The organism is Actinokineospora inagensis DSM 44258, from assembly GCF_000482865.1.
Lineage (GTDB): Bacteria > Actinomycetota > Actinomycetes > Mycobacteriales > Pseudonocardiaceae > Actinokineospora > Actinokineospora inagensis.
The window spans coordinates 394,212-417,058 of record NZ_KI519516.1; the positions used below are offsets into that span (position 1 = coordinate 394,212).

Annotated in this window: 18 protein-coding genes and 1 pseudogene; 14 read left to right on the forward strand and 5 right to left on the reverse strand. The window is 71.3% G+C overall.

The genetic code is table 11. The features are described from left to right. Nucleotides 1-10 precede the first annotated feature (10 nt). The 5 genes from secD (at nucleotide 11) to H504_RS0127960 (ending at nucleotide 7,134) form a co-directional block, all read left to right on the forward strand. Nucleotides 11-1,876 (forward strand): protein translocase subunit SecD, encoded by a 1,866-nt coding sequence (secD, locus tag H504_RS0127940; RefSeq protein WP_026425482.1) that lies wholly within the window; start codon nucleotides 11-13, stop codon nucleotides 1,874-1,876. 5 nt (nucleotides 1,877-1,881) lie between these two features. Further along, nucleotides 1,882-3,174, forward strand: a complete 1,293-nt coding sequence (secF, locus tag H504_RS0127945; protein WP_026425483.1) for a protein translocase subunit SecF — start codon at nucleotides 1,882-1,884, stop codon at nucleotides 3,172-3,174. After that, a complete protein-coding gene (locus H504_RS0127950; RefSeq protein WP_026425484.1) occupies nucleotides 3,171-3,695 on the forward strand; it encodes an adenine phosphoribosyltransferase in 525 nt (174 codons plus the stop codon). The genes secF and H504_RS0127950 overlap by 4 nt, the downstream gene beginning before the upstream one ends. Nucleotides 3,696-3,897: 202 nt before the next feature. Then, entirely contained in the window at nucleotides 3,898-6,189 is a 2,292-nt protein-coding gene (locus tag H504_RS0127955) for a RelA/SpoT family protein (RefSeq protein WP_026425485.1), read from the forward strand. 60 nt (nucleotides 6,190-6,249) lie between these two features. After that, nucleotides 6,250-7,134: a hypothetical protein gene (locus tag H504_RS0127960; protein WP_026425486.1), complete on the forward strand. Its 885-nt coding sequence runs from the start codon at nucleotides 6,250-6,252 to the stop codon at nucleotides 7,132-7,134. Here H504_RS0127960 and H504_RS0127965 read toward each other — a convergent pair. Beyond that, entirely contained in the window at nucleotides 7,112-7,819 is a 708-nt protein-coding gene (locus tag H504_RS0127965) for a helix-turn-helix transcriptional regulator (RefSeq protein WP_026425487.1), read from the reverse strand. The genes H504_RS0127960 and H504_RS0127965 overlap by 23 nt on opposite strands. Further along, nucleotides 7,816-8,709: a peptidylprolyl isomerase gene (locus tag H504_RS0127970; protein ID WP_026425488.1), complete on the reverse strand. Its 894-nt coding sequence runs from the start codon at nucleotides 8,707-8,709 to the stop codon at nucleotides 7,816-7,818. The genes H504_RS0127965 and H504_RS0127970 overlap by 4 nt, the downstream gene beginning before the upstream one ends. 130 nt (nucleotides 8,710-8,839) lie before the next feature. Between H504_RS0127970 and H504_RS0127975 the strand changes: the two genes are divergently transcribed. Both H504_RS0127975 and H504_RS0127980 read left to right on the forward strand, forming a co-directional pair. Next, a complete protein-coding gene (locus H504_RS0127975) occupies nucleotides 8,840-9,535 on the forward strand; it encodes an MBL fold metallo-hydrolase (protein ID WP_026425489.1) in 696 nt (231 codons plus the stop codon). Between the two features lie 4 nt (nucleotides 9,536-9,539). Then, nucleotides 9,540-10,184, forward strand: coding sequence for a hypothetical protein (locus tag H504_RS0127980; RefSeq protein ID WP_026425490.1), 645 nt, complete (start codon nucleotides 9,540-9,542; stop codon nucleotides 10,182-10,184). On the opposite strand, the gene H504_RS0127985 is transcribed toward H504_RS0127980, so the two are convergent. After that, nucleotides 10,156-11,487, reverse strand: a complete 1,332-nt coding sequence (locus H504_RS0127985; RefSeq protein ID WP_245614478.1) for a YibE/F family protein — start codon at nucleotides 11,485-11,487, stop codon at nucleotides 10,156-10,158. The genes H504_RS0127980 and H504_RS0127985 overlap by 29 nt on opposite strands. Nucleotides 11,488-11,557: 70 nt before the next feature. Between H504_RS0127985 and H504_RS0127990 the strand changes: the two genes are divergently transcribed. The 5 genes and pseudogenes from H504_RS0127990 (at nucleotide 11,558) to H504_RS0128010 (ending at nucleotide 18,823) form a co-directional block, all read left to right on the forward strand. Further along, nucleotides 11,558-13,507: an intein-containing Rv2578c family radical SAM protein gene (locus H504_RS0127990; protein ID WP_157440664.1), complete on the forward strand. Its 1,950-nt coding sequence runs from the start codon at nucleotides 11,558-11,560 to the stop codon at nucleotides 13,505-13,507. Nucleotides 13,508-14,101: 594 nt separating this feature from the next. After that, the gene (gene yaaA, locus H504_RS0127995; RefSeq protein ID WP_026425493.1) at nucleotides 14,102-14,845 is read left to right on the forward strand and encodes a peroxide stress protein YaaA; all 744 of its coding nucleotides are present in this window, start codon (nucleotides 14,102-14,104) and stop codon (nucleotides 14,843-14,845) included. A gap of 198 nt (nucleotides 14,846-15,043) precedes the next feature. After that, the gene (locus tag H504_RS0128000) at nucleotides 15,044-15,988 is read left to right on the forward strand and encodes a serine protein kinase RIO (RefSeq protein WP_026425494.1); all 945 of its coding nucleotides are present in this window, start codon (nucleotides 15,044-15,046) and stop codon (nucleotides 15,986-15,988) included. Nucleotides 15,989-16,238: 250 nt separating this feature from the next. Beyond that, nucleotides 16,239-17,726, forward strand: a pseudogene (locus H504_RS43370) (DEAD/DEAH box helicase); the annotation flags it as partial. Nucleotides 17,727-18,469: 743 nt separating this feature from the next. Then, entirely contained in the window at nucleotides 18,470-18,823 is a 354-nt protein-coding gene (locus H504_RS0128010; RefSeq protein ID WP_026425495.1) for a YciI family protein, read from the forward strand. A gap of 49 nt (nucleotides 18,824-18,872) precedes the next feature. Here H504_RS0128010 and H504_RS0128015 read toward each other — a convergent pair whose 3' ends face one another. Next, on the reverse strand, nucleotides 18,873-19,238 hold the full coding sequence (locus H504_RS0128015; RefSeq protein WP_026425496.1) for a VOC family protein: 366 nt from the start codon (nucleotides 19,236-19,238) through the stop codon (nucleotides 18,873-18,875). Between H504_RS0128015 and mtnA the strand changes: the two genes are divergently transcribed. Next, nucleotides 19,237-20,268: an S-methyl-5-thioribose-1-phosphate isomerase gene (mtnA, locus tag H504_RS0128020; RefSeq protein ID WP_425394083.1), complete on the forward strand. Its 1,032-nt coding sequence runs from the start codon at nucleotides 19,237-19,239 to the stop codon at nucleotides 20,266-20,268. The two genes, H504_RS0128015 and mtnA, sit on opposite strands and share 2 nt — an antisense overlap. 55 nt (nucleotides 20,269-20,323) lie before the next feature. Beyond that, nucleotides 20,324-22,075: a proline--tRNA ligase gene (locus H504_RS0128025; protein ID WP_026425498.1), complete on the forward strand. Its 1,752-nt coding sequence runs from the start codon at nucleotides 20,324-20,326 to the stop codon at nucleotides 22,073-22,075. Between the two features lie 48 nt (nucleotides 22,076-22,123). Here H504_RS0128025 and H504_RS0128030 read toward each other — a convergent pair whose 3' ends face one another. Next, nucleotides 22,124-22,828 carry an HAD family hydrolase gene (locus H504_RS0128030; RefSeq protein ID WP_026425499.1) on the reverse strand — a complete coding sequence of 235 codons (705 nt, stop codon included), beginning with the start codon at nucleotides 22,826-22,828 and terminating at the stop codon, nucleotides 22,124-22,126. Nucleotides 22,829-22,847: the final 19 nt, after the last annotated feature.

Consider the following 22,847-nt stretch of genomic DNA (forward strand, 5'->3'; position numbering starts at 1 on the left):
CGGACCGACCGTGGCACCACCGGTTGGGCAGATCCGCCCAGGACGCTATCTGGCGTTCTTCCTAGCAATCGTCGTCGTCCTGTACTTGCTGGTCTTCCTGACCGGTGATCACAAGCTCAGTCCCAAGCTGGGCATTGATCTGCAGGGTGGCACCCGCGTCGCGCTGACCGCGCGGACCGACAACGGTCCGCCGAGCAAGGAATCGCTGAGCCTGGCCCGCGAGATCATCGAGCGCCGGGTCAACGGCACCGGGGTCAGCGGCGCCGAGGTGGTGCTGGACGGCAGCACGGTCGTGATCACCGTCCCCGGCGAGGACGGGGAGAAGGCCAAGGACCTCGGGCAGACCGCGCAGTTGCGGTTCCGCCCGGTGGTCGGGTCGGTGGCCGCGCAGCAGCAGCCGACCACGACGAACACCGAGCCGCCGCTGCCGTCGGTGACCGGGTCGGCCGCGCCGACCTCCCCGGCGGCCCCGACCTCGGGCGCCCCCGCCGCGGGGACGACCACGGCCAAGCCGCAGGGCCGCCCGGCGCCCGCGCTGGCCGCCGCCCCGGCGACCACGACGACCAAGCCCGCGGCGACTACGACCACGCCACCCGCCGCGACCACCACCCCGGCCGCGCCTGCCACGTCTGCCGCCCCGGCTGCCGCCGACCCGGCGCTCGCCGCGTGCACGGACTACCTGACCCTGCTGGCCGACCCCAAGGCCGAGGTCGCCAAGCAGATCACGGCGGCCAAGAAGTGCCGCCAGGACCCGAAGTTGGCCGACGGCAAGGACGCCCAGGGCAACGCGGTCACCGCCGACCAGACGCTGCAGCAGGCCGCGCTGGCCAGCCTGGACTGCAACTCCACCAAGGCCGACCCGTTGGTCGGCAACGACGACCCGAAGCTGCCGCTGGTCACCTGCGACCAGAAGGGCGCGGAGAAGTTCGTCCTCGGCCCGTCCTTCCTGGAGGGCACCGAGATCAACGACGCCAACGCGCAGATGGACCCGCAGGGCGTCGGCTACGTGGTCAGCCTGAGCTTCAAGTCCACCGGCTCCAAGATCTGGTCGGACTACACCGCCGCGCACGTGCAGGACCGGGCCGCGTTCGTGCTCGACACCGAGGTCGTGTCCGCCCCGACCATCCAGGGCGCGATCAACGGCGACACGCAGATCACCGGCGGCCAGGGCGGCTTCAAGTCGGCCGAGGCCACCGAGTTGGCGCAGGTGCTCAAGTACGGCTCGCTGCCGCTGTCGTTCGAGTCCTCCGAGGCCGAGACGGTGTCCGCCACGCTGGGCCTCGCCTCGCTGGACGCCGGTCTGATCGCGGGCGCGATCGGCCTGGTGCTGGTCTTCCTGTACTGCCTGGTCTACTACCGGATCCTCGGTCTGCTCACGATCCTGTCGCTGGTCCTGTCCGGTGTGCAGGTGTTCGCGGTGCTGGTGCTGCTCGGCCGCTGGGTCGGCTACAGCCTGGACCTGCCGGGCATCGCCGGTCTGATCGTGGCGGTCGGGTTCACCGCGGACTCGTTCGTCATCTTCTTCGAACGGCTCAAGGACGAGATCCGCGAGGGCCGCACGTTCCGCTCGGCGGTGCCGCGGGCCTGGGTGCGCGGTAGGCGCACGATCCTGTCGGCGGACGCGGTGCTGTTCCTGGCCGCCGCGGTGCTCTACGCGCTGGCCGTCGGGCAGGTCCGCGGGTTCGCCTTCACCCTGGGCGTGTCCACCATCCTCGACCTGGTCGTGGTGTTCCTGGTGACGCACCCGCTGGTGGCGATGGCGTCGAAGTCCAAGCTCCTGTCCAACCCGAAGCTCTCCGGCCTCGGCTCGGTGCAGCGCTCCGGCGCAGCCCAGCGCGCGGCCAGGGTGCCGGTGTCCGCCGCGAAGGAAGTGTGACGACCGTGTCCAGCAACGAGACCCCGAGCGCACACCTGAACGCGACCGGCGACGTCGCGGTCGGCGGCAAGCGCAGCGTGTTCGAGCGGCTCTACACCGGCACCGGCGCGTTCGACATCGTCGGCAAGCGCAGGCGCTGGTACCTCCTGTTCGGCACCCTGATGCTGGTCTGCGTCGCGTCGGTGATCTTCCGCGGCTTCAACCTCGGCATCGAGTTCGAGGGCGGCACCAAGATCGCGCTGCCCGCGACCAGCGCGTCCGGCCAGATCGGGACCGACCGGGTGCAGGAGGTGTTCAAGTCCGCCCTCGACCGCGAGCCGTCGGCGGTGCAGAAGGTCGGCGCGGGCAACACCGCCACCATCCAGATCACCTCGCCGACCCTCTCCGTCGCCGACGTGGCCAAGGTGAAGCAGGCGCTGTTCGACCAGCTCAAGCCGCAGCCGCCGAGCGGGACGCCGAGCGTGCAGGAGATCAGCGACAGCGCCGTGTCCGGCAGTTGGGGCAACGAGATCTCCCAGCAGGCCGGGATCGCGCTCGGCGTGTTCCTGGTGCTCGTGTCGATCTTCCTGGCGCTCTACTTCGAGAAGTGGATGGCCGTCTCGGCGCTGGCCGCGCTGGTGCACGACGTCATCTTCACCGCGGGCATCTACTCCATCGTCGGCTTCGAGGTCACCCCGGCCACGGTGATCGGCTTCCTCACCATCCTCGGCTTCTCCCTCTACGACACGGTCGTGGTGTTCGACAAGGTCAAGGAGAACACCCGGGGCCTGCTCGGGCTGACCAGGCGCAGCTACGCCGAGGCGGCCAACCTGGCGCTGAACCAGACCCTGATGCGGTCGATCAACACCTCGCTGATCGCGCTGCTGCCGGTGATCGGCCTGCTCATCGTCGGCGTCGGCCTGCTCGGCGTCGGCACCCTGCAGGACCTGGCCCTGGTGCAGTTGGCAGGCATGCTCGCCGGTGTGCTCTCGTCGATCTTCCTGGCCACCCCGATCCTGGTCGACCTGAAGATGACCGAGCCGAAGTTCCAGGAGCAGGCCAAGCGGGTGCACCTGCGCCGGGCCAACCTGGCGCGGCGGCACGAGGCCGCCGACGCCGACCTGTCCGACGACGACACGCTGGACGCGGAGGTCCGCCGGGAGCGCGCGTACGCCGTCGCCTCCAGCGTCCCCGCCCGCAACCCCAAGGCGAGCGACGCCCGCCGCGCCGGTCGGCCGACCGGCAAGTCCGGCGGCGCGGGATCCGGCTCGGGTTCGAGCAAGCCCGCAGGCAAGCCGTCGGGCAAGAAACGCCGTTGAGTTCTGCCGCGCTGGACAGGGCGCTCGGTCTCGTCCGGGAGGTCACCGACTTCCCCGAGCCGGGCGTCCTGTTCCGTGATCTGACCCCGGTGCTGGCCGACCCGTCGGCCCTGCGCGCCGTGGTCGACGCCCTCGCCGACCGGCTCCCGCCGGGTGTGCGCACCGTTCTCGCCCTCGAAGCCCGCGGCTTCCTCTTCGCCGCCGCTCTCGCCGCCACCCACGGCCTCGGCGTGGTCCCGGTCCGCAAGCCGGGCAAGCTCCCCGCGGTCGCCGACCGGGTCACCTTCGACCTGGAGTACGGCACCGCCACCTTCGAGCTCCCCGCCGACACGCTGGTCCCCGGTCAGCGCGTGGTCGTGGTGGACGACGTCCTCGCCACCGGCGGTACCCTCGCCGCCGCCACCCTGCTGGCCACCCGGGCGGGTGCCGTCGTCGAGTCCGCCCTCGTCGTCCTGGAGATCGGCGCGCTGGGCGGCCGCGGCCGAGTGGGTGTACCGGTGCACGCCGTGCGCACTGTTTGATCGCGGTCCGAATCGTCCGGCGGGCGGTCGGCCCGGTTCGCCCTGCCTGATCGGGTGAGCCGGTTCACCGGCCCAGGGGAACGCTTCAGCGCCCCACCACCCGGTCAGCGGCGCTTCCGGAGTTATTCTCGATACCCGGGCCACACCCGTGACCCGGACGCGCTGTGCGCCGCGACGGCGGACCGAGCTGCCGGGAGCATGGGTGACCCACGACGTGAGGACACAGGGGGACGCGCCCGCGGAGCCGCCGGGACCGTCGGCGACCCGCCGGGTGCGGTCCCGGCTGGCCAGGCGGATCACCGCGCAGCGCGCCGCCCCGGTCAAGCAGGTGCTGGAGCCGCTGGCCGCGGTGCACCGGGAGCTGCACCCGAAGGGCGACCTCGGCCTGCTGCAGCACGCCTACGACGTGGCCGAGGAGATGCACCGCAACCAGCGGCGCAAGTCCGGCGACCCGTACATCACGCACCCGCTGGCGGTGGCGACCATCCTCGCCGAGCTGGGCATGGACACCACGACGCTGGTGGCCGCGCTGCTGCACGACACGGTGGAGGACACCGAGTACTCGCTGGACGGGCTGCGCGGCGACTTCGGCGACGAGGTCGCGCACCTGGTCGACGGGGTCACCAAGCTGGACAAGGTGCAGTTGGGCACCGCGGCCGAGGCCGAGACCATCCGCAAGATGGTGATCGCGATGGCCAGGGACCCCCGGGTGCTGGTGATCAAGCTGGCCGACCGGCTGCACAACATGCGCACCATGCGGTTCCTGCCGCCGGAGAAGCAGGCGAAGAAGGCCCGCGAGACGCTGGAGGTGTTGGCCCCGCTGGCGCACCGGCTGGGCATGGCCACGGTCAAGTGGGAGCTGGAGGACCTGGCGTTCGCCATCCTGCAGCCGAAGAAGTACGACGAGATCGTCCGGCTGGTCGCCAACCGGGCGCCGTCGCGCGACACGTACCTGCAGACGGTGATCGGGCAGCTCGGCGGCGACCTGGAGTCGTCCCGGATCGCGGCGAAGGTCGAGGGCCGCCCCAAGCACTACTACTCGATCCACCAGAAGATGATCGTCCGCGGCCGCGACTTCGACGACATCCACGACCTGGTCGGGGTGCGCATCCTGGTCGACGACGTGCGCGACTGCTACGCCGCGATGGGCGTGGTGCACGCGCTGTGGCAGCCGATGCCGGGCCGGTTCAAGGACTACATCGCCCAGCCCCGGTTCGGGGTGTACCAGTCGCTGCACACCACGGTGATCGGGCCGGACGGCAAGCCGCTGGAAGTGCAGATCCGCACGCACGAGATGCACCGCACCGCCGAGTACGGCATCGCCGCGCACTGGCGGTACAAGGAGACCAAGGGCACCCACGCCGGGGTCGACGTCGACGAGATGGCCTGGATGCGGCAGTTGCTGGACTGGCAGCGGGAGGCCGCCGACCCGGGCGAGTTCCTGGAGTCGCTGCGCTACGACCTGGCCACCCGGGAGATCTTCGTCTTCACCCCGAAGGGTGACGTGCAGACGTTGCCCGCCGGGTCGACGCCGGTGGACTTCGCCTACGCCGTGCACACCGAGGTCGGGCACCGGTGCATCGGCGCCCGGGTCAACGGCCGCCTGGTGGCGCTGGAGCGCAAGCTGGAGAACGGCGAGGTCGTCGAGATCTTCACCTCGAAGGCCGAGGGCGCCGGGCCGAGCCGGGACTGGCTGGCCTTCGCCGCCTCGCCGCGGGCCCGCGCCAAGATCAAGCAGTGGTTCGCCAAGGAGCGCAAGGAAGAGGCGATCGAGGCGGGCAAGGACTCGATCACCAAGGAGGTGCGCCGGGTCGGGCTGCCCATGCAGCGGCTCGTGTCGGCGGACTCGGTGACCGCGTTGGCCAGGGAGCTGCGCTACCCCGAGGTCAGCTCGCTGTACGCGGCGGTCGGCGAGGGCCACGTCTCGGCCAGGCACGTGGTGCAGCGGCTGGTCGCGCTGCTCGGTGGAGTTGACCACGCAGAGGAGGAGCTGGCCGAGCGGGCCACCCCGTCCACCATCACCCGCAGGCGCGGTTCCGGCGACGCGGGCGTGATCGTCAAGGACGCCACCGACGTGTGGGTGAAGCTGGCCCGCTGCTGCACCCCGGTGCCCGGCGACGACATCCTCGGGTTCGTCACCCGGGGCGGCGGGGTGAGCGTGCACCGCACCGACTGCACCAACGCCGACGACCTGGTGGGCAGCCCGGAGCGGCTGGTCGAGGTCGAGTGGGCGCCGTCGGAGTCGTCGGTGTTCCTGGTGGCCATCCAGGTGGAGGCGCTCGACCGGCACCGGCTGCTCTCCGACGTGACGAAGGTGCTGGCCGACGAGAAGGTCAACATCCTGTCGGCCTCGGTGACCACTTCGCGGGACCGGGTCGCGGTGAGCCGGTTCTCGTTCGAGATGGGCGACCCGAAGCACCTCGGTCACGTCCTCAAGGCGGTGCGCAGCGTCGAAGGTGTGTACGACGTCTACCGGGTCACCTCGGCCTCTTAGTGGCCTCTTAGTGTCTGTTCCGTACAAGACGGGATGGTCCAAGAGGCTTAGGTTGGCCCGGTGAAGACACTCAGCGAAGACGCCTTCCGACGGGCCGAGGGGTTCGTGCAGCGGACCGCGCGAATCCTGGACCGCCGCCGTTTCGACCTGCTGTTCCACGACGGTCCCACCGAGCCCGTGCTGACCGCCCTTGCCGCCTACCGCAACCCGGACGGCGGCTACGGGCACGCGTTGGAGCCGGATGGTCGTGGGCCGGGTAGTCAGCCGGTGACGGTTCTTACCGCGCTGCACGTGCTGCACGAGGCCCATACCGCGCCCGATGGGGTCGTCGAGTACCTGGAGTCCATCACCGCTGAGGATGGGGGAGTGCCGTTCGTGCACCCCAACATCCGCGACTACCCGCGTGCGCCGTGGTGGCAGCTCTCGGACACCTACGAGGGTTCCCTGTTGCCGACCGCCAACCTGGTGGGCCTGCTGTGGCGCGCGGGCGTTTCTTCACCGTGGATCGACCGCACCGCCGAGTACTGCTGGACCCGGATCGACGCGATCACCGCGACCCACCCGTACGAGGCTCTGGGCTGCCTTACCTTCCTCAACCACGCCCCCGATCGCCCCCGCGCCGAGGCGGCAGCGGCGCGCATCGGAAAGCTGGTGCGCGACAGCGGGTTTGTTGACATGGGCGACGGTGGCACCGCCCCAGACGGTTATAACCCGGCCGAGTTGCACACCCCGCACGAGTACGCGTCCACTCCGGACTCCCTCGCCCGCGCGTGGTTCACCGACGACGAGATCGCCACGAGCCTGGACCGCCTGGTCGACACCCAGCACGAGGACGGTGGCTGGCGGGTGCGGTGGGGGATCTGGACGCCGGTGACGGAGTTCGAGTGGGCGGGCTGGGCCACCATCGAGTCGTTGCAGACCCTCAAGGCCTACGGCCGTTGGTGAGCGCGCTCAACGACACCCCGGCAAGTGCTCTTACGTCCCGCGCCAGGTGAGGCTGGTCGGCGTACCCGACGCGGTAGGCGACATCGGCGAAACCGACCCCTTGCCAGGCAAGGGCAAGAGCCCGCTGGAACCTGAGGACCCGGTGCAGCATCTTGGGCCCGTAGCCGAAGGCGGCGTGACTACGGCGGTTGAGCTGCCGCTCACTCAACCCCAACTGGTCGGCCATGTCGTGCACGCTCCCGGTCCGCACGGCCAACTCCCGGATGGCGGTAACAACCGGGTCGGGTTCTGATGGGAACGCGGACAGCAGTACCCGCTGCGCGTCGTCCACAGTTGCCGTTTGCGCCAACCGGTCGGCGATCTCGCCTGCGCGTGCGCCCCACAGGCCCGACAGGTCTGACACGTCCACCCGCGCGTCACGCAGTTCGCTCGCCGGTAGCCCCATCGCGAGATCACCGGGTCGGAACCGCACCCCCACGATGGCCGAACTCCTGGTCGGATGCGCTGTCGTGTCCGGCCCGGCGACCCACAACCGACCGGTCGACCGCTCCCACATGACGTCCGTGCACCCGTCCGGCACGACGACTACCTTGGCCACCTCGGTGGGGGCCGGGGAGTCCCGGTGCCACACGCAGGCGACGCCCGCCCCGAATCCCCGGGGCGGGCGCCGCTCGCGGTAGCTCAAGAGACCGTCACGTTGTTGATCTTGACCGCGTTCTTCGGCTTGCCGTCGCCGGGGCTGCCCTGCGAGATGGTGCCCGCCTTGGCGATGTCGTCGATCTTCTTCATGCTGTCCGCGTCGATGTAGCCGAACACGTTGTAGTTCGGGTCCAGTTGCGCCGAGCCGTAGACGATGAAGAACTGGCTGCCGTTGGTGCCCTTGTTCGTGTCCGGGTTCTTGCCCGCGTTCGCCATCGCCAGCAGGCCGCGGCCGTACTTGATCTCCGGGAACGTCTCGTCGTCGTAGCTGTAGCCGGGGCCGCCGCTGCCGGAGCCGGACGGGTCACCGCACTGCAGCACCTGCAGCGTGTCCGAGGTGGTCAGCCGGTGGCACGGGGTGTCGTTGAAGTAGCCCTGCTTGGCCAGGCTGGTGAAGCTGTTCACGGTGCACGGCGCGAGCGCGCGGTCCAGCGTGGCCTTCACCTCGGCGCCGTTGATGGTCAGCGTCGCGTTGACCGTGCCCTGGCTGGAGATGTCCTTGCCGTCCGGCGCCTTCGCGGGCTTGGCCGCGGGCGTGGTCTCCGCCGGGTACGAGCAGGTCACCTTCGCGGGCAGCGGCGTCGCGCGCTTGGGCACCGGGGCGAGAGCGGTCGGGATCGACGCGGGCGTGTCCGCGGGCTGGTCGTTGCCCGACGCGTTCGCCGCGGTGGTGTCCACCGTGTTCGCCGAGCCCGCCTCGGTCGAGTTCCCACCGATGTTCGCCAGCCAGTACACGATGCCGACGATCGCGACGACACCGACCACCGTGCTCGCCAAGCCGATGATCCGGCGCCTGCGGGCGCGCTCCACCCTGTTCGCGAGCTGGCGCTCCAGCTTCCGCTTGGCCGCCTCCCGGCGCTGCTGGTTGCTCGGCACCTCGCACCCTCCTACCTCAGCTCATGCTGGCTGGCGCGCAGTCTACGGAGACCCCCGGTAAGAACCGCGTGGAGGTAGGGCCCACTAGGCTGAGAAACAGCCAAGAATCTCCCGACCGGAGGTCAAGCCCGTGCTCGTCGTCGGTTTCCCGACCGGGGCCTTCCAGGCCAACTGCTTCGTCGTCGCCCCCGCGGCGGGCGAGCAGTGCGTGATCGTCGACCCGGGTCAAGAGGCGGAGGAACCGCTGGTCGAGGCGCTGCGCGAGCACCGGCTCTCGCCGGTCGCGGTCATCCTCACGCACGGGCACATCGACCACATGTACTCGGTCACCCCGGTCTGCGACGGCAACGACATCCCCGCCTGGATCCACCCGGACGACCGCTACATGCTCAACGACCCGCTGCGCGGGATGAGCGAGGAAGCCGCCCGGTTCTTCGGCCCGTTGTCGGTGCGCGAGCCGCGCGAGGTCCGCGAGCTCGGCGACGGCGTCGAGCTCGACCTCGCCGGGCTCAAGGTCGACGTCCTGCACACCCCCGGCCACACCGACGGCTCGGTCAGCTTCGGACACACCACCGACGAGGGCGGCAGGCTGCTGTTCGCGGGCGACACGCTGTTCGCGGGCTCGATCGGCCGCACCGACCTGCCCGGCGGGTCCATGGCCAGGATGACCGAGTCGCTGGCCCGGCTGCTCACCCTGGACGACGACACGGTCGTCCTGCCCGGCCACGGCCCCACCACGACCATCGGCCGCGAGCGGGTCGCCAACCCGTTCCTCACCGGACTGGGCGACCCGTCGGCGCGGCCCGGCCGGGGCAGGGGGCTCTGAGACGATGAGCGACCCCATCCCACTCACCCTGGCCGAGCCCGGCCGCAGGCGCGGTTGGCTCACCGCCGTCATCGCGGCCGTCTTCGGCGTCGGGATCGGCGCCATCATCGGGCTGCTCGTCGGGCTCGTCGGCAGTTGGACCGCGGGCTTCACGGCGGGCCTGGTGACCGCCGCCGTGGTCGTCGTGCTGCTGCTCCTGATGACCTGGGCCAGCGGCCGCCGGAAGCTGTGGCTGCGCGACGGGCACACCGTGGTGGCGCGCACGATCGGCAGCAAGGCGGTCGACCTGCGCACCGCCGACCGGTTCGAGCTGATGGTCACCGACGTGCGCAACATCCGCACCGTGGGGTTGCTGGTCGGCGACGGCAGCACCTCGATCAACCTGGCGCTGGCCATGTACTCCGGCACCAGCGGCCGCGAGCTGGGCATCCTCGAGTTGCGCAGGCTCGCCGACGGTCTCGCCGCCAGCGAGAACCCCGCCGGGCTGGTCTTCTCCGAGCTCCTGGTCGCCCAGTTGCGCGCGGAGGCCAAGGGGGAGGCGGCGCCGGAGCGGCCGCTCTACCGGCTCGGCGCGCTCGCCCCGACCGGCAGGCTCGCCCAGCGGCTGCGGCCCGAGGCGGTCACCCGGTTCGTGGCTTCGCTCGACTGACCCGGCGGCGCCCCCGGTTCGTCCCGGCGGTCCTGGTCTTGGTGATCGTCCCGGCGGGTTCGCGGACGGCCACCAGCGCGGCCACCGCCGTGGTCACCGGGACCGCCGCGACCAGGCCGATGCTGCCGACCAGCGTCCGCACGATCTCCTGCGCGATGGTCTGCGACTGCAGCACCGTGCCCAACCCGACCCCGGACAGCGACGAGTACAGCAGCACCGGCAGCGCCGCGCCCGCGTAGGCCATGACCAGGGTGTTCACCGCCGACGACACGTGGTCGCGGCCGATCCGCTGACCGGCCGCGTACAGCTCGCGCCAGGTCAGCGCCGGGTTCGCCGCGCGCAGCTCCCACACGGCGCTGGTCTGGGTCACCGTCACGTCGTCCAGCACGCCCAGCGAGCCGATCACGATCCCGGCCAGCAGCAGGCCACGGGTGTCGATGCCGTGACCGAGCGACCCGACCAGGGTCGCGGTCTCGTCGTCCAGGCCGGTGAGTTTGGTCGCCGCGCTGAACAACGCGCTAAGAACACCGATGAGCGCCAAGCTGACCATGGTGCCTAGTACCGCTGTGGATGTGCGCGCGGACAGCCCGTGCGTCAGGTAGAGCACTACGAACATGATGACGCCCGCGCCGACGGTGGCCACCAGTAACGGGTTCTCACCGCGCAGGATCGCCGGTAGGACGAACAGCAACAGCACACCGAAGCTCAACACCAACGCCGCCAGGGCTTTGACGCCTTGCCAGCGCCCCAACACCAGCACCGCCAACGCGAAGAACGCCGCCAAGACGGCCAGTGGCACACCGCGTTGGAAGTCGACCAGTTGGTAAGAACCGCCGCTGAGGGGGTCGCCGCCGTTGTAAGCCAGGACCACGTTGTCGCCGACGGCGAAACGGGGCGAGCTCGGTTCGATCGGCACCTGGGTGCGGACGTCGCTGCCCTTCGCGTTGCCGTCGGTCATGCTGACCGTGACCGTCAGGCACTGGTTCGCCGCCGCGTCACCGCTCCCGCACGGGCCGACCTGGGCCGCCGTGATCATCCCCTTGACCGCCTGCTGCCCCTGGGTCTGCGGGCCGTCGCCGGTCGGGAACAGCCACACCATGCCCACCACGGACGCCAGCGCGAACGGGGCGAGCAGGGCGATCAGCAGCTTGCGGACCCGGGGCGAGGCCGGGGTCGCCGGACCGTGGTTGTGACCGTGTCCGTGCCCCCGCCCGCTCGGCGCCGCAGGCGGGTCGTTCCGGGCTGTTTCCGCCGGTAGATCCCCTTTTACCCGGGGGATGGGCTGGGTCTCCCAGTCGTGCACCGCGACATCGTGCCGGCCGCCACTCGATCGGTGAGAACCGGTTGCGCCGGGTTCGAACATGTGTTCGACTATGCGGGTGCGATGGGAACGGCAGCGGGTCACCGGGGTGGGGGAACGGACACTGGGCGAGCAGGCCGCGGGGGAGCAGGCAGTGGGTGGGCAGATCGTGAGCGAACAGGTGTTGCCGGGGTTGTCCGGCTTGGTGCGCAGCGTGCGCACGCCGGAGTTCGCCGGTGTGGTCTTCCACGAGGTGCTGGCGAAATCGGTGCTGAACAGGGTGCCGGACAGCTCGCCGGTGCCGTTCCGGTGGACGGTCAACCCGTACCGCGGCTGCACCCACGCCTGCAGCTACTGCCTGCACGGCGATACCCCGATCCTGATGGCCGACGGCACCACCAGGCCGCTGGCCGAGCTGAAGGTCGGCGACCGGGTCTACGGCACCGAACGGCGCGGCAACTACCGGCACTACGTGCCCACCGAGGTCTTCGACCACTGGACCACGGTCAAACCCGGGTACCGGGTCACCCTGGCCGACGGCACCCAGTTGATCGCCAGCGGTGACCACCGGTTCCTCACCGAGCGCGGCTGGAAGCACGTCACCGGCGAGGTGTCCGGTTCGGCCCGGCGCCCGCACCTGACCATCGGCAACAAGCTCATGGGCACCGGCCGGTTCGCCCAGCCGCCCAAGGACACCGCCGACTACCGCCGCGGCTACCTGGCGGGCATCGCGCGTGGCGACGGCACCGTCACCGGCTCCGCGGCCGCGTCCGCCCGGGTCGCCGAGTACCTCACCGGCGACCTGCCGCTCGCGCTGCCGGTCGAGTGGCCGCGCACCCCGACCGACGAGTGGCGCAAGGGCCTGCTGGCGGGCGTGTTCGACGCGGACGGCAGCTTCGGCCACCGCATCCTGCGGCTGCCCAACCTCGGTGACCGCGCCCTGACCGCGGTCACCGAGGCGCTCACCGCGTTCGGCTTCCAGTACGCCACCGAGACCCGCCGCGCCGCGGGCGGCAAGACCTGCGTCCGGGTCGACGGCGGCCTCGTCGAGCACCTGCGGCTGTTCCACCTGACCGACCCGGCCGCCACCGAGAAGCGCTCCATCACCGACGCCGCCATCAAGTCCACCGCCCGCCTCGGCGTCGTCGCCATCGAGCCGCTCGGCCTCGACCTGCCGCTGTTCGACATCACCACCGGCACCGGCGACTTCATCGCGAACGGGGTGGTTTCGCACAATTGTTTCGCCCGTCGGAGCCACGAGTACCTCGAATTGGACTCCGGCCACGACTTCGACAGCCAGATCGTCGTCAAGATCAACGCCCCGCAGGTGCTCGCCCGGGAACTGGCCGCCCCCCGCTGGGACCGCGCCCCCGTCGCCATGGGCACCAACACCGACCCGTACCAGCGCGCCGAGGGCCGCTACAAGCTGATGCCCGGCATCATCGGCGCCCTCGCCCGCTCCGGCACCCCGTTCTCCATCCTCACCAAGGGCACCCTGCTCACCCGCGACCTCCCCCTCCTGCAAGCGGCCGCCGCCGACGTCCAGGTCGGTGTCGCGGTCTCCCTCGCCCTCCTCGACCGCGACCTGCAGCACACCCTCGAACCCGGCGCCCCCTCGCCACAAGCCCGCCTCGAACTCATCCGCCGCGTCACCGAAGCGGGCCTCCCCTGCGCCGTCTTCGTCGCCCCCATCCTCCCCGGCCTCACCGACTCGACGGACCACCTCGACACCCTCCTGTCCGCCATCGCCGCCGCCGGAGCCACCAGCGTCACCGCCACCGCCCTGCACGTCCGCCCCGGCGCCCGCGAGTGGTTCGCCGCCTGGTTGGCCCGCGAACACCCCCACCTCATCCCCCTCTACCGCCGCGTCTACGGCCGCTCCAGCTACGCCACCCCCACCTACCGCACCACCCTGTCCAACCGACTCGCCCCCCTGCTCCGCCGCCATTCCCTGACCCCCCAACGCTTCGAGCCCACCGCCCCGGTCCCGCGCAGCGCAGCCGACCAGTTGTCCCTGATCTGACCAATTGCCCACAGAGTCCACAGTGGAGTGTGGATGGGTCGTGCCCCACTGTGCTTGTCCACACCGCTTGCTCACGAGCCAGACCAAGCCGGGTCTCACCAGCCAGAACCGCTCTACCACGCCCCGGGTGAACTCACAGGAGAACGACCGCTAGGTCGGCTCATTCACCAACGCCGCACTCCCGCGAAGCCGCCACCGGTCACCCAACCCACCGACCGCCCAGACCGAAGCCCCAAGCCTGGCCGCGACCGCCTTCCTCGCCACACCTTCACCGAACAACCCCATCGCCGCAGCACGCTGCTCCCCGGTCAATGACCTATCCCCACGCACGTAATCCTTCCCCGGAAGATCGGAATGAACTCTCAGTCCGACCTCGGGGAGCAGTTCACCGGGTGGGTGGGGTCTGTGTGGCAGCGCCTGGGGGGCGGCCTGTGCGGCTCGCGTAAAGGTCTCGGGTTGAGGTCTTGGGTGAGGGTGCGGGTGTGGTGGGTCCACGCGGCGGCTGCGTGGTGGCCGAGGCGGTGGTCAGGGCCTGCGGCGCAGGGTGGGGTCCCCCGAACGGGGTCACTCGACTGGTTTCTCTACGCTCGGCTGGTGCTCGTGCTGCTGCCCCCGTCGGAGACCAAGAGCGCGGGTGGCGACGGCGCCCCGCTCGACCTGGCGTCCCTGTCGTTCCCGGAGTTGACCCCGGTGCGGACCCGGATCGCGCGTGCGCTGGTGGCGCTCGCCGGTGACCTGCCGGGCAGCCTCGCCGCGCTGGACCTGTCCGAGCGGCAGGTGGACGAGGTCGAGCGCAACGCCGAGCTGTTCGGCTCGCCCACCCGGCCCGCGTTGGACCGCTACACCGGTGTCCTCTACGACGCCATGGACAGCAAGGGGTTCACCAAGGCGGAGCGGCGGCGGGCGGACAAGCGGCTGGCCGTGGCGTCGGCGTTGTTCGGCGTGGTCCGGGCCGGTGACCCGATCCCCGCCTACCGCCTCTCCGGCGCCACCGTCCTGCCCGGACTGGGTGGTCTGCGGCCGTTGTGGCGGGTGGACCTGGAGAAGACGCTGTCCACAGTGGATGACCTGGTGGTCGACCTGCGCTCCGGCGTCTACGCCAACCTCGCCGCCGTCCCGGACGCGATCACCGTCCGGGTTGTCACCGAGGACGGCTCCGGCAGGCGCAAGACGGTGAGCCACTTCAACAAGGCGCACAAGGGCCGGTTGGCCGCCGCCCTCGCCACGGCCCCCCGTGAGCCCGGGTCGGTCCGCACGATCATCTCGACCGCCGCCGCCGCGGGCATCCGGCTGGAGCCGACCGGTAAGCGCGCGCTCGACCTGGTCACCGAGCCCTGAGACAAATCGGTTGCGGGAGTGCCGGGGGACCGGGATCCTCTCCCGTGAACGACCGGTGGGAGATGCCGGTGGATGGAACCGAGGGAGGTGCGCTGTGCAGATGACGGTCGTTGTGGGCGTGGCGCTGTCCCGTCCACCCGCCCCACTCGGCTAGACGCGGTCGGTGGGGCGTCCTTCCACTAGAGGAGTCCCACCGCAGTGCAGTACTTCGACGACGACGCGCCGCAGGTAGCCAAGATCCGGCGGCGGCGGTTCGACGATCAGCTCAACGACCCGCAAACCCGGTCCGGGCGGCTCACCGAGGCCGAACGCGAGCGACTGGCCCGGGTGCGCGAAGACGCGTACACCGCCGCCCAGGAACTGCCCCCGGGCGCCGACCGCTGGTCCACCTGGGTCGACGCGGCCCAGGGCCCGCACCCCCGACCGGACTGGCTGGTCGTCGACGCGGCCGCCGTGGACACCGAACTCGGCGTGCTCAAGACCGGCAAGGAAGCCGACGTGTTCGTGATCGAGCGCGGCGTGCCCGGCGGTGAACGTTGCCTGCTCGCGGCCAAGCGGTACCGCAGCGGCGAGCACCGCATGTTCCACCGCGACGCCGGTTACCTGGAGGGCCGCCAGATGCGGCGGTCCCGGGAGAACCGGGCCATCGCCAACCGCACCGAGTTCGGCCGCAACCTGATCGCCGAGCAGTGGGCGGTCGCCGAGTTCGCGGCGCTGTCCCGGCTGTGGTCGGTCGGCGCCCCGGTGCCGTACCCGGTGCAGCGCGACGGCACCGAGGTGCTGCTGGAGTTCCTCGGCGACGCCGACCGGCAGGGTTCGCCCCGGCTGGCCCAGGCCCGGCCGGGACCGGTGGAGCTGCGCGAGTTCTGGGCGCAGTTGGTGGCGGCGCTGGAGTTGTTCGCGGCGCACGGGTTCACCCACGGCGACCTGTCCGCGTACAACATCCTGGTCCACGACGGGCAGCTCGTGCTGATCGACCTGCCGCAGGTCGTCGACCTGATCGCGAACCCGGCGGGTGCCGAATACCTGGCCCGCGACGTGGCCAACATCGCCCGCTGGTTCACCGCTCGCGGGCTGTCCGAGCAGGTCACGGACCCTGGCGCGCTCACCGCGCACTTGGTGGGGATCGCAGGTCTCGGATAGACACGAACGTGATCCGGCTCCCGCGATGCGGGGGTAGGTCACGTCGTCGGGTAGAGTGGGGGAGCACCGTGAGCGGAGCCGACCTAGCAGGCTCCATCGAAGTGCCCGGTGCCACCAACCACCCGACGGCGTGACCTACGCGCCGGGCTCGTCCGTGCGATAGCCTGCCGGCCTCCTGTGAAGAGGGCGGAGCCTCCCGAGACGTGCCATTTCGTCCGGAGAGGACCCCGTGCTCGACTCTGCCCTGCCCATGACCGGCCAGACCACCGACGACATCGACAACGTGATCGACAGCGTCGACAGTGTTGACACCACCACCAGCAGTGACCTCGGCGGCAATGACCTCGGCGAGGTCGAGGACGGCGCCGACCGCAAGCCCCGGCACCGCCAGTCCGGCAAGGGCCGGTTCGAGAACACCGGCGTGACCTTCGCCGACCTCGGTCTGCCCCGCCCGCTGCTGCGCGCCCTGGCCGACGCGGGCATCGACCAGCCGTTCCCCATCCAGTCCGCCACGTTGCCCGACGCGCTCGCGGGCCGCGACGTGCTCGGCCGCGCGCAGACCGGTTCCGGCAAGACGCTGGCCTTCGGCCTGGCGCTGCTGGCCCGGCTCGACGGCGGCAACGCCGAGCCGCTGCGCCCGCGCGCCCTGGTCTTGGTGCCCACCCGCGAGCTGGCCCTGCAGGTCAGCGACGCGTTGACCCCGCTGGCCCGCTCGCTGGGCCTGTGGTGCCGCACCGCGGTCGGCGGGATGTCCTTCACCCGCCAGTCCGACGCGCTGCGCCGCGGCGTCGACCTGCTCATCGCCACCCCGGGCAGGCTCTCCGACCACGTCCGGCAGGGCACCTGCGTGCTCGACTCGGTGCGGTTCTCCGCCATCGACGAGGCCGACCAGATGGCCGACATGGGCTTCCTGCCGCAGGTCCGCGAGATCCTCGACCTCACCGACCGCGAGGGCCAGGTGCTGCTGTTCTCGGCCACCCTCGACGGTGACGTCGACCAGTTGGTCCAGCGCTACCTGACCGACCCGGTGACGCACTCGGTGGACAACCCGACCGCCAGCGTCACCACCATGGAGCACCACCTGCTGCTGGTCTCCAAGCAGGACAAGGCCGACGTGGTCACCGAGATGGCCGCTCGTGACGGCCGCACCATCATGTTCGTGCGCACCAAGCACCACGTGGACCGGCTCGCCGACAAGCTGCGCTCGGTCGGTGTCCGCGCGGGCGCGCTGCACGGCGGCAAGACCCAGGGTGCCCGCAACCGGGTGCTCAGCCAGTTCCGCGAGGGCGACATGCCGGTCCTTGTCGCTACCGACGTCGCCGCCCGCGGCATCCACGTCGACGGGGTCAGCCTGGTCGTGCACGTCGACCCGCCCGCGGACCCCAAGGACTACCTGCACCGCGCCGGTCGCACGGCGCGCGCGGGTGAGGCGGGGACCGTGGTCACCGTCGTCACCCATGACCAGCGCCGCGGTGTCGTGCGGCTGACCGACAAGGCCGGGGTCAAGCCCGAGCACACCAAGGTCCGTCCGGGCGACGCCGACCTGGTCCGGATCACCGGGGCCCGCGTGCCCAGCGGTGAGCCGGTGGTGGAGAAGGCGCCGCCCGCCCGGCCCAGCCGCGGTGACCGCCCGTCCCGCCGTTCCGAGTTCCGCCGCCGCGAGGGTGGCCGCCCGGAGGGCCGTGGCCCGCGCGAGTTCCGTGGCCGTGACGACCGCCCGCGTGACGACCGGCCCCGTGAGGACCGCCGGGAGCGCCCCGAGCGGGAGCCGCGCGCCGAGGGCACCGGCGTCGCCCGCCCGTACCGCGAGTCCCGGTCCGGCGACGACCGTCGGGAGCCCCGTGGCCGGGATTTCGGCGATGACCGCCGCCGCGACGTCCGGGACGGCGACCGCCCCCGCGGCCGCGACTTCGGCGACGACCGCCGCCGCGACTTCCGCGGTACCGACTCGCGTGGTGCCGACTCGCGTGGTGCCGATTCCCGGGGTGGCGACTCGCGCAGCCGTGACTTCGGCGACCGGGGCTTCGACCGCAACCAGGGTGACCGCCCCGGTTACGGCGACCGCAACGTCAGCGACCGCAGTGCCGGCGACCGTCACGCAGGCGACCGCAATGTGAGCGGGCACGGCGACCGTCACCACACCGACCGCGCGTTCGGTGACCGTCCGGCCCGCGAGCGTCGTCCGCGCGAGTTCGGCGACGCAGGCCGCGCGGGCGCCCCGCGTGAGGGCGTGAACCGCGCCGCCCGCCGGGCCAACATGCCCCGGGGCTGGCGCGAGGGTGACCGCCGCGTCGCCCAGGACCGCAACCGCTGACCCGGACACGACCGACTGACCCGGACCACGACTGAAGGGCCGCCCCGCACGGGGCGGCCCTTCGTCGTCGAGAATGGTCGCGCGGGCGTGTCGAGAACCCGGCCCCGGCTCCGACCTCTGGGTGAACGCGGGCCGAGCAGGGTCCGCCACCGAACGAGGAGACCGAGATGAAGTACCTGATGCTGGTCTACGGCAACGAGGAGAAGTGGGCGTCGATCCCGGCCGACGAACTGTCCGCCGGGATCGCCAAGCAGGACGCGTTCAACACCAGGTACCGCGAGACCGGTGAGCTCCTGGGCGCCTACGGCCTGGCCGACGCCGACACCGCCAAGCTGATCAGGACCGTCGCGGGCGCCACCGTGGTGACCGACGGCCCCTACCTGGAGACCAAGGAGTACATCGCCAGCCTGTACCTGCTCGACGTCGCCGACGACGAGCGGGCGCGCGAGATCGCCGCCGACATGCCCTTCACCGAGGAGTCCCCGGTGGAACTGTGGCCCATCCAGCACGAAGCCTGGTGACGGCGGCCGAGGACCTGCCGCGTGCGCGCACGCCGCAGGTCCTCGCCGGTCAGGCTTCGTCGGGTTGGCCCACGCAGAACTCGTTGCCCTCCGGGTCCCGCAGGACGGTCCACGACAGCGTCGGCACCGCGTGCTCGCCGACGACGGTCGCGCCCAGTTCGACGAGCCGGGCGGACTCGGCGGCTCTGTCGTCGACCCGGAAGTCGATGTGCAGCCGGTTCTTGCCGACGCGCTCCTCGGGGACCTGTTGGAAACCGAGGTAGACGGTGTTGTCGCTGCTCTTGTCGGCGGGGCCGATGAAGACGAAGGTGCCGTAGTCGTGGGCGATCTCGTAGCCGAGGGCCTTGGTCCAGAAGTCGGCGAGGGTGTGCGGGTTCGCGCAGTCGACGGTGATGCCGCCCATGGTGATGGTCATGCCCGGCACGCTAGCGGTGACCACTGACGGACGGCGCGGGAACATGGTCGGTGTGCGCACCATCGACTGGAAAACCGACCACATCGTGATTGTCGACCAGACCCGGCTGCCGGACGAGGTCGTGTTCACACGGTTGCGGTCCGTCCCCGATCTGGTGACGGCCATCCGCACCCTGGCCGTGCGCGGCGCGCCCGCGCTCGGGGTGGCGGGCGCGCTCGGCGTCGCGTTGGCCGCATTGTCCACAGCGGACCCGGTCGCGGCCGCCGCGGCGATCCGGAGTGCCCGACCGACCGCCGTCAACCTGGCCTGGGGGGTGGACCGGGTGCTGGCCAGGCTCGACGACGGGGTCGACGCCGTCGTCGCCGAGGCGGTCGCGACGCTGGAGGACGACATCCGGCTGAACCGGGCGTTGGCCGTCCGGGGTGCGGACTGGCTCGCCCAGCGGGTCACCGGCCCGGTCAACGCGCACACGCACTGCAACGCCGGGGCGCTCGCCTGTGTCGAGTGGGGGACCGCGCTCGGGGTACTGCGGGCGCTGCACGACCGGGGTGCCCTCGGTCACGTCTACGCCGACGAGACCAGGCCGCTGCTGCAGGGTTCCCGGATCACCGCGTGGGAGCTGCGGCGGATGGGCGTGGAGCACACCGTCGTCGTCGACTCGGCCGGGCCGTCGGTGATCGCGAACGGACTCGTGCACGCCGTGGTGGTCGGCGCCGACCGGATCGCCGCGAACGGTGACGTCGTCAACAAGATCGGCACGTACCCGCTGGCGTTGGCCGCCGCGCGCGCCGGGATTCCCTTCGTGGTCGCCGCGCCGGAGTCCACCGTGGACTTGGCCACCCCGTCCGGTGTCGACATCCCCATAGAGGTGCGTTCGGCGGAGGAGGTCACTGCGTTCCGCGGCGTCCGGGTCGTGCCGCCGGAGACCCGCGCCCTCAACTACGCGTTCGACGTGACCCCGGCCGACCTGGTCACCGCCATCGTCACCGAGGACCGGGTGTGGGAGCCGGGCGTAACCCGGGTGCGCTGATCTACCGGCGGTCACTACCCTCTACACGTCCACGCACACCCGAGGAGTCGTTGCCGTGATCACCAGGATGTCGACGCTGTTCCTGCGCACCCTGCGCGAGGATCCGGCGGACGCCGAGGTGCCCAGCCACAGGTTGCTGGTGCGCGCCGGGTACGTCCGCCGGGTGGCCCCGGGCGTCTACTCCTGGCTGCCGCTCGGCCTGCGGGTGCTGCGCCGGATCGAGGGCATCGTCCGGGACGAGATGGACTCGATGGGCGCGCAGGAGATCCAGTTCCCCGCGCTGCTGCCCCGCGAGCCCTACGAGGCGACGAACCGGTGGACCGAGTACGGCCCCAACCTGTTCCGACTCAAGGACCGCAAGGGCGGCGACTACCTGCTCGGCCCCACGCACGAGGAGCTGTTCGCGCTCACCGTGAAGGGCGAGTACTCCTCTTACAAGGACTACCCGCTCTGGCTGTACCAGATCCAGAACAAGTACCGGGACGAGGCGCGGCCCCGCGCGGGCATCCTGCGCGGCCGCGAGTTCCTGATGAAGGACTCGTACTCGTTCGACCTGACCGACGAGGGCCTGGCCGCCAGCTACGCCGCGCACCGCGACACCTACGTGCGGATCTTCGACCGGCTCGGCCTGCGCTACGTGATCGTCAAGGCGACCTCGGGCGCGATGGGCGGGTCGGCTTCGGAGGAGTTCCTGGCCGAGGTGCCCATCGGCGAGGACACCTTCGTCCGCAGCACCGCCTCCGACTACGCCGCCAACGTCGAGGCCGTGGTCACCGTCGCCCCGCCCGAGCGGTCCGTCGAGGGCCTGCCCGAGGCGCAGGCGCACCACACGCCCAACACGCCGACCATCGACTCGCTGGTCGCGTTCCTGAACCAGGCGGGCCTCGGCCGCGAGTTCACCGCGGCGGACACGCTGAAGAACATCCTGTTCAAGGTCCGCAAGCCCGGCGCGAAGGACTGGGAGCTGCTGGCCGTCGGCCTGCCCGGTGACCGCGAGGTCGACGTGAAGCGGATCGAGGCGGCGCTGGAGCCCGCCGAGGTCGCGGTGCTCGAAGAGGCCGACTTCGCCAAGAACCCGTTCCTGGTCAAGGGTTACATCGGCCCGCGCGCCCTGCTCGACAACGGCGTCCGCTACCTGGTTGACCCGCGCGTGGTCACCGGCACCGCGTGGGTCACCGGCGCGGACAAGGCCGACCACCACGTGGTCGACCTGGTGGCGGGCCGCGACTTCACCCCGGACGGCACGATCGAGGCCGCCGAGGTCCGCGAGGGCGACCCGGCCCCCGACGGCTCCGGTGGCACCCTGGTCGCCGCGCGCGGCATCGAGATCGGGCACGTGTTCCAGTTGGGCCGCAAGTACTCGAACGCGCTCGGCCTGTCCGCGCTCGGCCCGGACTCGAAGCCGATCACGATCACCATGGGCTCGTACGGCATCGGGGTGTCGCGGCTGGTCGCGGTCATCGCCGAGCAGACCCATGACGAGTCCGGTCTGGTGTGGCCGCGGCAGGTGTCGCCCGCCGACGTGCACGTGGTCATCGCGGGCAAGGACGAGGCGCAGCGCGCGGCGGGGGAGGCATTGGCGGCCGAGCTCGACTCGCGCGGTGTCGACGTCCTGCTCGACGACCGCACCACCTCGCCCGGCGTCAAGTTCAAGGACGCCGAGCTGATCGGGGTGCCGACCATCGTCGTCGTCGGCCGCGGTCTGGCCAACGGCGTGCTGGAGGTCAAGGACCGGGCCAGCAACGAGCGGGTGGAGGTGGCCGTCGACGAGGTCGCCGACCACGTCACCGCGCTGGTCCGCGGCTGAGTCCACTTTGTACTGTGGCCCCGGAACACTCCGGGGCCACAGTGGTTTTCAGGCCGTGCGCAACAGGGTCGCGATGACGGCGGCCGGGTCGGACAGGTCGACCAGCACCACATCGGCCCCGCACTCGACGAGTTCCTCCACCGAGTGCCGTCCCGTGGCCACCCCCACCGCGACCGCCCCGTGGTGCCGCGCGGCGGCGATGTCGTGTGGTGTGTCACCGATGACAACGACCGACCCGGGCGCGAACACGGTGCCGTACTTGGCTTCCGCGGCAGTCCGGGCCGCCGCGATCAGTTCGTGCCGGTCCGCCGAGACCGCCCCGTAGCCGCCGACCTCGAAGTCGACGTACCGCAGCAGGTCGAAGGCCGCCAGCTTCACCTCGGCCAACTCGGCGAGGTTCCCGGTCACCAACGACTGCACGACCTCGGGCCGGTCCGCGAGGTCCCGCAGCACCTCGACGGCACCCGGCAGGATCCGGCCCAGCCCGGCCAACCCGTCCCGCTCGGCACCGGCGATCGCGATCACCTTGGCGTAGACCCGCTCGACCTGTTCGTCGGTGCACTCGATGCCGTGCGCCTCAAGGAGTTGGACGGTGATGTAGCGGTCGGTGCGGCCACCGAACTGCGGCGAGTGGATCAGGTCCTGGTCGAACACCGCGGACAGGGCGCGGGCATACCAGTCGCGGCCCGCACCGGGGTAGTCGACGAGCGTTTGGTCGACGTCCCAGAGGACCAGGGTGCGCTTGGTGGTCACCCGGCCATCCTGCCCGACT

What these genes read in the sequence shown, in the direction of transcription:
- H504_RS0127990 (WP_157440664.1), top strand. Translation starts at nt 11,558, where the DNA reads ATGCGGGTGCGATGGGAACGGCAGCGGGTCACCGGGGTGGGGGAACGG.
- H504_RS0128010 (WP_026425495.1), top strand. Translation starts at nt 18,470, where the DNA reads ATGAAGTACCTGATGCTGGTCTACGGCAACGAGGAGAAGTGGGCGTCG.
- H504_RS0127980 (WP_026425490.1), top strand. Translation starts at nt 9,540, where the DNA reads ATGAGCGACCCCATCCCACTCACCCTGGCCGAGCCCGGCCGCAGGCGC.
- H504_RS0128015 (WP_026425496.1), bottom strand. Translation starts at nt 19,238, where the DNA reads ATGACCATCACCATGGGCGGCATCACCGTCGACTGCGCGAACCCGCAC.
- mtnA (WP_425394083.1), top strand. Translation starts at nt 19,237, where the DNA reads ATGCCCGGCACGCTAGCGGTGACCACTGACGGACGGCGCGGGAACATG.